13 protein-coding genes and 1 tRNA gene are annotated in these 12,473 nt (G+C 67.9%); 7 read left to right on the top strand and 7 right to left on the bottom strand.

All coding sequences use genetic code 11. The features are described 5' to 3' along the window. Position 1 precedes the first annotated feature (1 nt). The gene (locus ACWEO7_RS17310) at positions 2-1,033 is read left to right on the top strand and encodes an amidohydrolase family protein (RefSeq protein WP_452424378.1); all 1,032 of its coding nucleotides are present in this window, start codon (positions 2-4) and stop codon (positions 1,031-1,033) included. A gap of 81 nt (positions 1,034-1,114) precedes the next feature. Here ACWEO7_RS17310 and ACWEO7_RS17315 read toward each other — a convergent pair whose 3' ends face one another. The 3 genes from ACWEO7_RS17315 to ACWEO7_RS17325 all read right to left on the bottom strand — a co-directional run bounded on the left by ACWEO7_RS17315 (position 1,115) and on the right by ACWEO7_RS17325 (position 3,536). Continuing rightward, positions 1,115-1,939, bottom strand: a complete 825-nt coding sequence (locus ACWEO7_RS17315) for an MBL fold metallo-hydrolase (RefSeq protein WP_452424380.1) — start codon at positions 1,937-1,939, stop codon at positions 1,115-1,117. A 159-nt stretch (positions 1,940-2,098) separates the two neighbouring features. Further along, a complete protein-coding gene (locus tag ACWEO7_RS17320) occupies positions 2,099-2,887 on the bottom strand; it encodes an oxidoreductase (RefSeq protein ID WP_450017303.1) in 789 nt (262 codons plus the stop codon). 73 nt (positions 2,888-2,960) lie between these two features. Continuing rightward, positions 2,961-3,536 carry a TetR/AcrR family transcriptional regulator gene (locus tag ACWEO7_RS17325; RefSeq protein ID WP_452424381.1) on the bottom strand — a complete coding sequence of 192 codons (576 nt, stop codon included), beginning with the start codon at positions 3,534-3,536 and terminating at the stop codon, positions 2,961-2,963. Positions 3,537-3,743: 207 nt separating this feature from the next. On the opposite strand from ACWEO7_RS17325, the gene ACWEO7_RS17330 reads away from it, so the two are divergent. The 6 genes from ACWEO7_RS17330 (at position 3,744) to ACWEO7_RS17355 (ending at position 9,499) form a co-directional block, all read left to right on the top strand. Continuing rightward, a complete protein-coding gene (locus ACWEO7_RS17330) occupies positions 3,744-5,201 on the top strand; it encodes an MFS transporter (RefSeq protein WP_452424383.1) in 1,458 nt (485 codons plus the stop codon). A 117-nt stretch (positions 5,202-5,318) separates the two neighbouring features. After that, on the top strand, positions 5,319-6,056 hold the full coding sequence (locus ACWEO7_RS17335; RefSeq protein WP_452424385.1) for a GNAT family N-acetyltransferase: 738 nt from the start codon (positions 5,319-5,321) through the stop codon (positions 6,054-6,056). A 534-nt stretch (positions 6,057-6,590) separates the two neighbouring features. After that, positions 6,591-7,775 carry a cytochrome P450 gene (locus tag ACWEO7_RS17340; RefSeq protein WP_452424386.1) on the top strand — a complete coding sequence of 395 codons (1,185 nt, stop codon included), beginning with the start codon at positions 6,591-6,593 and terminating at the stop codon, positions 7,773-7,775. Between the two features lie 102 nt (positions 7,776-7,877). After that, entirely contained in the window at positions 7,878-8,498 is a 621-nt protein-coding gene (locus ACWEO7_RS17345; RefSeq protein WP_452424388.1) for a TetR/AcrR family transcriptional regulator, read from the top strand. Further along, positions 8,495-9,298 (top strand): SDR family oxidoreductase, encoded by an 804-nt coding sequence (locus tag ACWEO7_RS17350; RefSeq protein ID WP_452424390.1) that lies wholly within the window; start codon positions 8,495-8,497, stop codon positions 9,296-9,298. Before ACWEO7_RS17345 ends, ACWEO7_RS17350 begins: the two co-directional genes overlap by 4 nt. 127 nt (positions 9,299-9,425) lie before the next feature. Next, positions 9,426-9,499 (top strand) — tRNA-Pro (locus tag ACWEO7_RS17355). Positions 9,500-9,543: 44 nt separating this feature from the next. On the opposite strand, the gene ACWEO7_RS17360 is transcribed toward ACWEO7_RS17355, so the two are convergent. From ACWEO7_RS17360 to ACWEO7_RS17375, 4 genes are read right to left on the bottom strand one after another with little or no spacing between them, the layout of a single operon-like run. Next, a complete protein-coding gene (locus ACWEO7_RS17360; protein WP_452424392.1) occupies positions 9,544-10,815 on the bottom strand; it encodes a site-specific integrase in 1,272 nt (423 codons plus the stop codon). After that, positions 10,815-11,042, bottom strand: a complete 228-nt coding sequence (locus ACWEO7_RS17365) for a helix-turn-helix domain-containing protein (protein ID WP_452424393.1) — start codon at positions 11,040-11,042, stop codon at positions 10,815-10,817. Before ACWEO7_RS17365 ends, ACWEO7_RS17360 begins: the two co-directional genes overlap by 1 nt. A gap of 2 nt (positions 11,043-11,044) precedes the next feature. Beyond that, positions 11,045-11,677, bottom strand: a complete 633-nt coding sequence (locus ACWEO7_RS17370; protein ID WP_452424395.1) for a helix-turn-helix transcriptional regulator — start codon at positions 11,675-11,677, stop codon at positions 11,045-11,047. Beyond that, positions 11,674-12,384 (bottom strand): hypothetical protein, encoded by a 711-nt coding sequence (locus ACWEO7_RS17375; RefSeq protein ID WP_452424396.1) that lies wholly within the window; start codon positions 12,382-12,384, stop codon positions 11,674-11,676. The genes ACWEO7_RS17370 and ACWEO7_RS17375 overlap by 4 nt, the downstream gene beginning before the upstream one ends. Between the last annotated feature and the right edge of the window lie 89 nt (positions 12,385-12,473).

Here is a 12,473-nt window from a genome sequence, read left to right on the forward strand (position 1 = left end):
CATGAATCGCATCGACGTGCATCAGCACCTGATCCCGCCGGACTATGCCGAAGCGCTGCGGGCGCACGGCGTGACCGCCCCGGGCGGGCGTGCACTGCCCGAGTGGAGTCCCGAGGCGGCGCGTGCGTCGATGACGCGGGCCGGGATCGCTTCGGCGGTGCTGTCGGTGTCGACGCCTGGCACCACCTTCCTGGCCGACCCGGCGCAGGCGGCCGCACTCGCCCGCTCGGTCAACGACTACACCGCCGCGCTGGCGCAGTCCGAACCCGGCCGGTTCGGGTTCTTCGCCACCCTCGCCATGCCCGACGTCACCGCGGCCGCCGACGAGGCTCGACGTGCCCTCGACGACCTGCACGCCGACGGCGTCGTCCTCCTCGGCAACGCGGCGGGGACCTATCTGGGCGAGGACGGGCAGGACGACCTCTTCCGGGTGCTGGACCGGCGATCGGCCGTCGCGTTCGTCCACCCCGCGGACCTGCCCGCGCCCGCCGTGCCGGGCGTCGCGCCATTCGCGGCGGATTTCCTACTCGACACCACCCGCGCGGCATACCTGCTCGTGCGCAATGGCATTCGGCGGCGGTATCCCAACATCCGCTTCGTCCTCGCCCACGCCGGCGGGTTCGTCCCCTACGCCGCACACCGCATGGCACTGGCCATCTTCAACGACACCGGGCGCAGCCCGCTGGACATCCTGGACGACTTCGCCGGATTCTATTTCGATACCGCGTTGTCGGCGAGCGCGGCGGCACTGCCGTCCCTGCTCGCGTTCGCCGAACCCGGGCACGTGCTCTACGGCAGCGACTGGCCTTTCGCACCCGAACCCGCCGTGCACTATTTCAACGCCGGGCTCGACACCTTTCCCGGATGTGACGACGGCACGCGGCGAAACATTCAGCGCGAGAATGCCATCGCGCTCTTCCCCCGCTTCGGCGCGACCGCACCGGCGCCGGTGCCACCGCTGCTCGCCAGGGCACGGACGAACCTTCGGCGCAAGCTCTTCCGCAGCGTGGCGCGGGCGATCGCCCGGCGATGAACCCGCCCCTCGGGGTCGGCCGTCGCACCGATCCCTCGGCGGCGGATCACGGAAGGCGCGTGCCGCTCCGGGCGTCGGGTGTCAACCGCGAAGTCGTTCGAACTCCGTCGCACAGTGGGCGGAGAAAACCGTCACCGCTTCGCCGTTGTCGCGGACGAGTTCCCGTAGCCGCTGCTGATTCTCGATGCGGGACTGTCGCCGAGTGTCCACATACCACTGGAAGATTCGCGCGCCCAACGGCATCGACGGCTTCGCACGCATCTGCCCGTGATAGGTGTACGCGTCACCGGCGTGCAACAGCCAGCCGTTTCCGGTGTCGACGGCGACGCCGACATGACCGCGCGTGTGTCCGGCCAGCGGAACCATGAGAATTTCCGGCGGCAGCCCCCGCAGTTCACGCACCGCCTGGAACCCGAACCAGCGCTCCGCGTCGCTGTCGGTTTCGTCGTACACCGACCACTCGGGGCCGTGCTCGAATTGTATCGGCCGATACCGCAACTTCTCGCGCCTGCCGAAGGGGCCCGCGACGGCATCGAGTTCCGCTCGGTGCACATGCACGGTGGCCTGCGGGAAATCGGCGAGGCCACCGGCGTGATCGAGATCGAGGTGCGTGACGATGACGTCGCGGACGTCGTCGCGGGAAAAGCCCAGCGCCTCGACCTGGCGTGCGATCGGCTGGTCGAGAACCGGATTCGATTGCCGGATGAGTTGACGCCCCACCCAGGCATCCGGCCGGGACAGCGCCTGCTCGCCGTAACCCGTGTCGACCAGGACCAATCCAGCGGAGTGCTCGATCAGCAAACAGTGGCAAGCTCCGGCGGCCGTACGCCGAAACCCCGGCCGGCCGTCGAACAAACGGCCTCCGAAGGGACGAGTTCCCCCTGCATCCAGATGATGGACACGCACCAGTCCGCTCCTATCCGCGCCGTCCGGCCAGCCACGCTACACGCTGACGCTTCCGGACGCGACAGATACCGGTCAAGACCGTAATATCAAGTGCGCGAATGCATTCGACCCAGGAAGCCATGCGGCGGGAGCACGAGAGCACTCCCGCCGCGGACTTCGTCAGGCGATCTTCAAGGTGCCTCCGTCGATGACGTAATCCGCACCGACGATATTGGCGGCTTTCGGTGACGCGAGGAAGGCGACGAGAGCGGCGACCTCCTCCGGCTCGCTGATCCGGCCGGAGGCGATGCCGAACTGCTCGGGCACGGCCGCGAGCAGTTCTTCCTGCGAAACCCCCTGCGCGGCAGCGAACTTGGCGCCGACGCCATCGGGTCCACGCCACAGCGGCGTGCCGACCACACCGGGAGAGACGGTGTTGACCCGCACTCCGCGCGGCCCGAACTCCTCACTGAGCCGCTTGGTGAGGGCGGTCAACGCGGCCTTGGCCTCGCTGTAACCGACCGGGCCCGCCGCGGGCAGATGCTTGTTGATCGATGAGATGGTGACGATCGAGCCGCGCCGTTCCAGCAGGCTGGGCAGGGCCGCACGGGTGACCCAGATCGCACTGAACAGATTCAGGTCGAACAACTCGCGCCACTGCGCGTCCTCGACCTCGAGGAATCCGCCCAACTCCAGGCGCGCGGCGTTCACCGCGCCGACGTTGTTGATCACGATATCGACGCCGCCCAGTTCTTCGAGGGCGGCATCGATCAACCGAGTCGCCCCCTCGGAAGTGGAGAGGTCGACGGGAACGGCCGCGACACTTGCCTTTTCGAGCTCTGGGGTGATGGTGCGCGCGGCGCCGACCACCCGGACACCTTCGGCGGTCAACGCCTCCGCCACCGCGAGGCCGATGCCGCGACCGGCTCCGGTGACGACGGCGGTCTTGCCGGACAGTTCGAGATCCATGAGGGAACCTTTCTTTCTTGAACTACAGGTCAAAAATGTGGGCAGCAAGCGGGCCGACGACGGGCATCGGAATTCAGAGGCTGGTCAAAGCGGTATCGATGACGCGATGCAACGTGGGCGCATCGTAGGTCTTGGCCATCACTCGCAGGCCGACGATGGTGTTCATCAAGAATTCGGCCGCCGCCCGGGGGTCGGCCTCGGCGCGCACGTCACCGTCGCGCCGCCCCTGATCGATGCGAGCCTCCAACGCTCCGATCACACGGTCCTGCATGGCGCGGACCGCGCGGGTGATCTCCGGGTCGTGTCCGCCCAGTTCCATGGCGGTGTTCACCGCCAAGCAGCCGCGCCGAACCGGCTGGGCCAGGTCGGAATCCACCAGACCGCACAGGAACGTGGCCAGACAGTCGCGAGTGGAACCCGGGCGGGACAGGATCTCGGCGGCCAGCTCGGCACCGAGCCGGTCGTAGCGATCCAAAGCCTTGTCGAACAACGCCCGTTTGCTACCGAAAGCGTGGTAGAGACTCCCCTTGCCGACCCCGGTGGCCTCGGCCAGTTGCGCTGGCGAGGTGTTGGCGTACCCATGGGTCCAGAACGCCTCCATGGCCCGCTCCACCACCGTGTCCGGGTCGAAGTTGCGCGGCCTGCCCATGATTCGAACCGTAATAGTTTTCGACCGGAAGGTCAAGAAAGCGTGTGATTCGGCGCCCCTCCGGCGCGCATGCCGGGCAGTCGGCCATGAGATCGGGGCGATCCTAAAGCTTCCGATCGGTTCGTCGCGGCTCGATACTTCCGGCATGCATGCGACGACCACCGGCGGCCGGATCAGGCCGCACGGCGGTGCGGGACAGGTGCCGAGTTGAGGCACTCACCGCAATCCCCGGTGACCCGCCCACCGGGCATCCGTGATCGGGCTGCCGCTCTCTGGTGCTGTCTGGGGGCGGGCTTCGCGACGCTGCTCGACTCCGCGGCGGTCGCTTTCACGGCGCCGGACGTGCGGTCGACGCTCGGTCTGGCGAACTCGGACGTGCAGTGGTACCTGGCGTCGTACTCGCTGACCTTCGGCCTCGGGCTCGCCCCCGCCGGGCGGCTCGGCGACGCGTACGGCCGGCGCAACCTGTTCGTCGCCGGACTCGGGCTCTTCCTCGTGGGCGCCGTCGTCTCCGCGTTCGCCCCGGGCGCGTGGCCGCTGATCGCGGGCCGGTTGGTGCAGGGCTTCGGCGCGGGCGTGATCAGCGCGCAGGTGCTCGGCGTCATCCAGGATGTCTTCACCGGAGCCGCCCGCCTGCGCGCTCTCGCGGCGTACACCACCGCGGGCGCGCTGGCCGCGATCGCCGGGCCGGTCCTCGCCGGGACGGCACTCTGGGTGCTGCCGCCGGATCTGGGCTGGCGCGCCGTGCTGGTGCTGCCCGTGCCGTTCACGCTCGCGACGGTCGCGCTCGGCCTCCGCGGGCTCCCTCGCGACGTCCGTGGGCGCCGCTCGACCGATCTGGACCTCCCAGGGATCGCGGCGCTCGGGCTGCTCGTCGTCATCGTGACGATCCCCGTCATCGATCCAGGTCTTCCCGCCCCAGCGGTCGCCGCCATCGTCGGCGCGAGCGGACTTCTCGTCACCGGACTGGCCATCTGGGAGCGCGCATACGCCCGCCGCGGCCGTCTGCCGCTGTTCGCGCCGCCCTTGATGCGTTCCCGGGGCTACGTCACGGGAAATGTGGTGGCGCTGCTGTGGTTCGGATCGATGCTCGCGTTCACCACGGTGAAGACCGTGTACTTCCTCCAGGTCCACAAGATCCCCGCGCTGGTGGTCGCGCTGGCGCTGATTCCCTCCGCGCTGGCCCGGATCTTCGCGGCGCGTTGGGGGCAACGGCTTTTCGCGGTGCACGGGTCCGTGGTCGTCGCCTACGGGCTCGTCGTCCAAACCGCCTGCATGGCGGCGACCGCCGCCACGACACTGTTGCTGGACGGGTGGATTCTGTTCCTCGTGCTGGCCGCGATCCAAGTCGTCTGCGGTCTCACCAGCGGTGTGGTGGAGCCGCCGCTGCGGGCGGTGACGCTGGCGTTCTCGCCCTCGTCGTTGCACGGGGTGGCCGCGTCCTTCCTGCAGTTGACGCAGCGGCTGTCGGCCACGTTCTGCATCGCCCTCACCACCGGCGTATTACTGGCGTTCGGTGGAACCGCGTCGTCGGCGTCACTCGGCTGGGCGGTGCTGCTGTGCTTCGCGGCCTCGGCCCTGGCGACGGTGGCGGCGTTCGCGCCCGACTTCCGCACCGGCGCGAATACGTCGCAGACATTGCAGGTTTCGACACACGCGCGATGACCCGCCCAGTCTTCCACGCGGTCTATGAATCGGAATCGCGGTGAGCGCAACCCGTGTCGGGTGATCGTGCGCCTCGCTAACGTTCTCTCGTCGGACGCTGCTGTGGAGGAGTGCGCGGTGACCACTGATTCGATTGTCGACGTCGATACCTCGCTACACCCGCTCGACGACCCGGTGCGGGCGTCGCTGCGTGGCGAACACCGCCGGTTCGCCGGCTGGGTGGGCCGGATCGGCCGCTACGACCCGGAGGTCGCCAGGTTCGTCGGCCACCCGCCGGTGCTCGACGAACGAGACTGGGCCGACCTGGCCACACTTCTCGGGCCGGGCGGCAGCACCGCGTTGCGCGGCTACGGCCACGTGCCGCCCGACGGCTGGACGGTCCTGAACCGAATGGACTCGGTGCAGATGGACGGCACCGCCCTGCGCGTCGCCAACGACCCGGAACTGGAACGGCTCACCGCGGCGGACGTGCCCGAGATCCTCAAGCTGATCGCTCGCACCCGGCCTGGCCCATTCGCGCCACGCACCATCGAGATGGGCACCTATCTGGGCCTGCGGGTCGACGGCAGACTGGTGGCGATGGCCGGAGAGCGCATGCACCCGCCGGGCTGGACCGAGATCAGCGCCGTGTGCACCGACGGCGGATTCCGTGGCCGCGGCTTCGCCACGCGCCTGGTCCGCGCGGTCGGCGCGGGCATCCGCGCGCGGGGAGAGACACCGTTTCTGCACGCTGCCGCCGGCAATACGTCGGCGATCCATTTGTACGAGACGCTGGGATTCACGCTGCGCAAACGTTCGAAATTGACTGTCGTGCAGGCCCCTGCGCAGTCGTCGCCCACGCGTGTCATGGTTTGACGCACCACGTCTGGGGCGATCAGTTCACGCGTTTGTCAGAGACGCGTTGACAAATATTCATGCCCGGGCAGAACGTCGCGGATGCGAATGGCTCGCGGGGCATGGCTGTCTCGAATTGCTCGCGCTGCGAAGGACGACAGACCTGGGTATGCTCCCCTCGTTAGTCGAATTACGCTGCGGTCGAACACTTTTGGCGGACCGGTCGGTATGACGACCGGGTTGGGCCGTGGCGCTGAATACCGGCGGCGTAAGCAGGGGAGTTCAGAAATGTCGAGGTGGCACCGGGTACACGGATCGCCAGGATGCACGATCCGATCGGCAGGCCTGCGACTATTTTCACCCGCTGCGTGTCGTCGGTCTCTCGCACACGCTTTCCTTCGGTAGCCGACCCGGCTAATCCGCGCAGGGCCGGATTCGCGTACGCCGGAGAAGTCGTGCGGATTCCGCTCTCGATCGTGCATTTCCTTTCCAGGAGCCTGTCTTGACTGATCCCTCGTCTCTTGCGCTGTCCTTCGATCGCCACGGTGCGCGCGGGTGAAGCTGTATTCGAACGAGTTCGCGGCCGACCCGCACACCGCATACCGGCGGATGCGCAGCGCTCACGGTCCGCTCGTCCCGGTCGAAGTAGCGCCGGAGGTGCCCGCGACATTGATCATCGATTACCGCACGGCATTGGACGTGCTCACCGACGCCGCGCATTTCTCGGCCGATCCCAGCGAATGGGAACAGAACGTGCCGGAAGGATGTCCGGTGCCGTGGGCGATGCGCTGGCGGCCGGACGCGTCGCGGACAGCGGGAGAGGAGCATGCTCGCTACCGGAACGCCGTCACCGGCAGCCTCGATCGCATCGACCTGCACGCGCTGCGCGACACCGTGGAACACACCGCGCTGTCGCTGATCAACGGTTTCTGCGCGGCCGGTTCGGCGGATCTGCTCAGCCAGTACGCGATCCCGCTCACCGTCAGGGTGCTGGAAGAGGTATTGGGATTCCCGCCGGAGGTCCGGCAGAACGCCTATACGGCGATGATGAGCCTGCGCGACGCCGCCGACGCGGCCTCGGCGGAGGCGAGCCATCGAACGCTCGCCGCGGCGATGCTCGAGGTGATCTCGGCCAAACGCGCGGTGCCCGCGGCGGATGTGGCGTCCTGGCTGGTACAGCATCCGGCTCGGTTGAGCGAAACCGAACTCGTGCAGCAGATGGCCTCGTTGTACACCACGGGCGCCGAACCTACGTGGAACCTCATCGCGGTCACCGTGCTGTTGCTGGTGACCGATGAACGATTCGGCGGCGAACTGCTCGGCGGAGCGCTGTCCACCCGGGACGCCATCGACGAGGTGCTGTTCACCGATCCTCCCACGGCGAATTCCTGCGTGCGATACCCGAACCAGCCGCAGATCGTCGGGAATGTGTGGCTGCCCCAGCACCAACCGGTGTTGATCGGTTTGGCGGCGTGCAACAACGATCCCGCGGCGGTGGCAGGCGAACGCCAGGGCAACCGTTCGCACCTGGCCTGGGGCGCCGGGCCGCACACCTGTCCGGCCCAGTCGGTCGCCATGGTCATCGTCCAGGAAGCGCTCGACCAACTGCTGGACGCCCTTCCGGAGATCCGGCTGTCGGTGCCCGCCGACGAACTGGAGTGGCTACCGAGCTCCTTCCACCGCGCACCGGCGGCCGTTCCGGTGACCTTTCCGGCATCTCCGCCTCTGGCGTTCGTTTGACAGCGATGGGGCGGCTTGCGGTGCGAGGCAACACACCTCGGCCTATCCACCGAGCGTCTAAAACAATTAGCCATTTGTAAAATAGTGACCTAATCTGGGCATGTGGCGACACACCGCACACCTGATCCCGCTCACCGCGTCCGCGACGCCGAACGCACCAAACGCTGCCTGCTCGAGGCCGCCTTGGAGGAGTTCGCCGCCAAGGGCTACGCTGGTGCCCGGGTAGGTGATATCGCCCAGCGGGCCGGTGTCAACAAGCAGTTGATCACCTACTACTTCGGCGGCAAGGAAGGTCTCTACCGGGCGCTCCAGCAGAACTGGCTGGAGCGTGAGGCCGCCTTCAGCGATCCGGCGCTGCCGTTGGCCGAGGTGGTCACGAACTATCTCCGCGACGGTCTGCGCGACCCCCGCGGCATCCGCTTGCTCATGTGGCGGGGATTGTCCGATGCCGCGCCGACCGGTACGCACCCGATCTCCGAGACCGACATCGCCGAGACCAGGCGGCGGCAAGAGCGCGGCGAGGTCGCCGCCGACCTCGACCCGGCCGCGTTCCAGCTCGCGGTGATGGGGATGGTCATCGCCCCGCTGCTGCTGCCGGCCCAGGTTCGCGAACTGTTCGGCGTGGAGGCCCAGACCGCCGAATTCGAGCAGCGCTACGGCGAACAGTTGCGCCGCATTCTCGCCCATCTCACCGATTCCCGTTCCGAAGGAGATATTTCATGACCTACCTCGTCACCGGCGTTCGCGGCATCGTCGGCCGGACCGTCGTCGACCAGCTGCGCGCGGCCGGAAAACCGGTGCGCGCGGCCAGCTCTCGTCCCGCCGAGACCACCGTGCCGGACGATGTCGAACTCGTCGGACTCGACCTGACCGACCCGGAATCGGTCAACGCCGCCCTCGCGGGTGTGGACAAGGTCTTCTGCTACGCCGCCGAGGAAGGCATCGGCAACTTCATCGACGCCGCCGAGGCCGCTGACGTCACCCACATCGTGCTGCTGTCCTCCATCGCGGCGGAGAACGACCAGAACCCCATCGGCGCAAGGCATCTCGCGGTCGAGAACCCGCTGCGCGCATCGGGCCTGCCGCTGACCGTCCTGCGGCCGGGAGCCTTCGCCGCCAACGCCCGCACCTGGTTTCCCACCATCAAGGCCGAGCGCGTCGTCCGCGTCCCCTTCCCCGACCTGCACCTGACCCCCATCCACGAGGCCGATATCGCCGACGCGGCCATCGCGGCGCTCGACGACCCCTCCCACGCGGGCAAGACCTACCCGCTCACCGGCCCGGAATCCCTGTCGCACCACCAGCAGGTCGCCGCCATCGCCGCCGCCCTTGGCGAGCCGGTCCAACTGATCGAACTGACCTATGAGGAAGCAGCCGACGTCTACTACCGCCCCGTCCTCGACATGTGGGCGAAGGCCGGCTCGGAACCGAGCCCGGTCGGCCCCACTTCCGAGTCGGTCACCGGCGTACCCGCCCGCACCTTCGCCCAATGGGCCGTAGACCACGTGGACGACTACCGCTGACCACCCACCCCTCCCCGACCGGCGATCCACCCCGGCCAGCCCAACACTTCACCCCCTCTGACCAGCCGATTAGCACCCCTCCAGCCTCGTGCGGTAATCTCTTCGAGCGCCCGCACAGCGGACGCAACGGGCTGTGGCGCAGTTTGGTAGCGCACTTGACTGGGGGTCAAGTGGTCGCAGGTTCAAATCCTGTCAGCCCGACACAGAGAAAACCCCTTCCGACCAGCATCGGAAGGGGTTTTCTGCTATCTGGCTACCCGAAGGCTTGGGACCACTTTGGGACCAGAACCACCCTGTAGTTGCTGTGACAGCCTGTTCCCGTCATCCCGGAGGGCTTCCAGATCCGGGTGCAGGTATCGCTGAGTGATCCGTGGATCGGTATGTCCGGCGATCCGTTGCAACCGGTGCAAGGGCACGCCCGCGTCGGCGAACCAGGTCAGCCCAGTGTGTCGCAGATCGTGCCGCCGGAGATGCTCGTAGCCCAGCTGCGCCACGACCTCATCCCAGTGCGTCGCCTTCCGCAGGACGCCGGTCGCGATCCGGCCGCCCCGCGGCCCGACGAACAACCGCGCGTTCATCAACGCTTCCCGCAGGTCGTCGTCGCTCGTATCCCGCAGAGCACGATCAGAGTTCACGCGGGCGCGAGCGGCGTTGATCCGGCGCAGGATCACGGGCTGTATCTCCGCGATGAGCGGAATGGTGCGCGCCCGTTTGCCTTTCGTGCCCTTGTCCAGCATTCCGCCAGGGCCGGGAGTGGTCTGGCGCCGCAGCGTCCACACCCACTGATCGGTGTCGATGTCGCGCACCCGGCACCCGGAGACCTCACCGATACGGGTTGCCGTGCACGCGGCGAACACCACCGCGTCGCCCCATCCCTGATACCGACCGGCCGACGCCTCGACGAGCGCCGTAGCGAGCTGTTGCAGCGTCGCCCAGTCCGGCAGCGCCAGCGCCCGAGGATCATCGAGTTCGTCTTCATGCCGCGCGAGCTGGTGCTGCCAACCCGTCACGTCGACGCGGTTTCGGTCGATGACCTCATCGCGAACGGCCTGATTCAACACCCGCGCCAGTGCGGCGAGCGTGTTCTTGATGGTGGACTGGCCGCAGCCGTCCGCGATCCAAACGGATACCGCCCGATCGGCGAGGCCAGTCGTCATCATCGTGACCGGCAGGTGTCCGAGCGTCGGCACGATCCGGAGCCGCCAGCCAGCGCGGTACGGATCGAGCGTCTTGGGCTCCACACCGCGCATCGCGGTATCCCAGTGCGCCTTTCCGTACTCTGCGAGGGTGGCCGTAGCGGTCTTCGGGTCGACACCGCGAGCGGTCGCCTGCTCGATACGTTCGATCCAAGCCTCCGCTTCCGCCCGGGTGCTGAAGGACTCCGATTTGGAGGCGCGCCGCTTCGTCGCCGGGTCGGTCCACCGCACGCGCGCACGGTGCGCGCCAACCTTCCCACGGAACTCGATGTCACCGCGGATCGAGACCCCGAGCGGGATCACCTGTACTTGGCCGTCCATCACGCCGCCGCCGGATCGATGCGCTTGGTCTTCAGGTAGGCCCTCAAATCGGCGCCGCTGTAGCGGATCACCCGATCGGAGACCACAACGAACGGAGGACCTTGCGGAGGACGAGCGGTACGCCAGCGGCGCAGACTGGACGCGTCCACGCGGAGAAACACCGCCACCTCTTCGGTTGTGTACCAAGCCGACTCGTCGAGCTGCCGCCACTGTTCGTCGCTGTTCATGGCTACGCCACTCCCCCGGTCTGGGTGCGAGCTTCCTGCTCGGCGATCCACGCTTCGATCACACTCTGGCGATAGACGCGGCGACGACCGAGTTTGAAGCTCGCCGGGCCGACGCCCTTGTGCGCCCAGTAACGCCAGGTAGCCGCAGGGATGCCAGTGAGACCTTCGAGGTCGGCCGCCTGCAAGAAATTCTCGGTGGTCATGGTGGTGTCTCCGTTTCGGTGCGGCGCGGTGGTTCGGGTGGTGGTGCGCTGGGCGTAGGTGGGTGGTGCGTCCGGTGCGCTGTTGTCACATCCGGTGCGCGGGCTGGTGCGCGGCGCACCGGCGGGTGTCGCTTGGTGCGCACCGCTGTCGCTGCCGGTGCGTTGCGTCGTGCGCACGCTGTCGCCCCTGGTGCACACGCTGTCGCTTGATGTGTCCCGGTTGGTCGGGTCGGCGGCGGCTCCAGTCGATGCGTGCTGGCCGGTGGTCTCGCTCGTCCCGAACGTGTAGCGCTGTGACCTGGCGATATCCGAGGCTCGATGGGCGGTGTCGGCTGCTGTCGCCTGCTGTGCACCGCTGTGCCGCCTGCTGTCACACGTGGTGCGCACCGTGTCGCCTGCTGTCACATCGGTGGTGCGTAGTGGTGCGTTCATGCGACACCCCACGGGGTGAGGACCGGGATGTTCGGGTCGGTGAGGTCGTCGTAGTCGACGGCCGCGACGGTCAGTGCACCGTTGTCGAGGACGCCGTGACGGGTCAATTCGTCGATGGTGCGCAGCACGGTGTCTGGTTCGGTGTCTCCGGTGCACACGTACAGCAGCCCGTCGCACAGGTCGGTGGCGGTGCGGATGGTGCGCACCAGCGTTTCGGCGAGTTTGCTCGGCGTGGTCGAGTTGCCGACGTCGACCTTGACTCCGACTGTTGCGCCGCCGAGGATCAGCTGCCCGTCGTAGGGGTAGGCACCGCGGTATTCGGTGTCGTAGCGCAGTTCCCGTTCCGAGCGCCAGTCGTAGAACCCGTTCGCGCCCAACGCGATCCGGACTTTGGCGATGGCACGGCCTCGGGCAGACCACAAGCGGGAGGGCTGCCAGTCCGGCATCGGGTGGCCGAACACCCGCACCACGGCCGCGCGGGTCGGCACGATCCACTTCGGGCCGGTCGAGATCCGGGTGAGCGGGTGCACCATTCCGCCGGCGCGCAACCGGCCCAGCATCTCGTAGACGTGGTTGCGGCCGGTGCCGAGGAACTCGGCCAGCACATCCGGTTGCATCGCGCGGTGCTGCACCAGGGCATAGATGGTGCGGGACTCGCGGCCGGTCGCGTAGAAGTGGTCGTCGGTATCGCGGGCAGAGAGGGTCACTAGGGCACCATCCTTTGCGCGGATCTTGTTACGGGGTTCGTGGAAGGGACTCGGGGGGAGCCGGGGTGACGGCCTGGGTCGGTCGCTCG

This window comes from Nocardia sp. NPDC004260, from assembly GCF_053603155.1.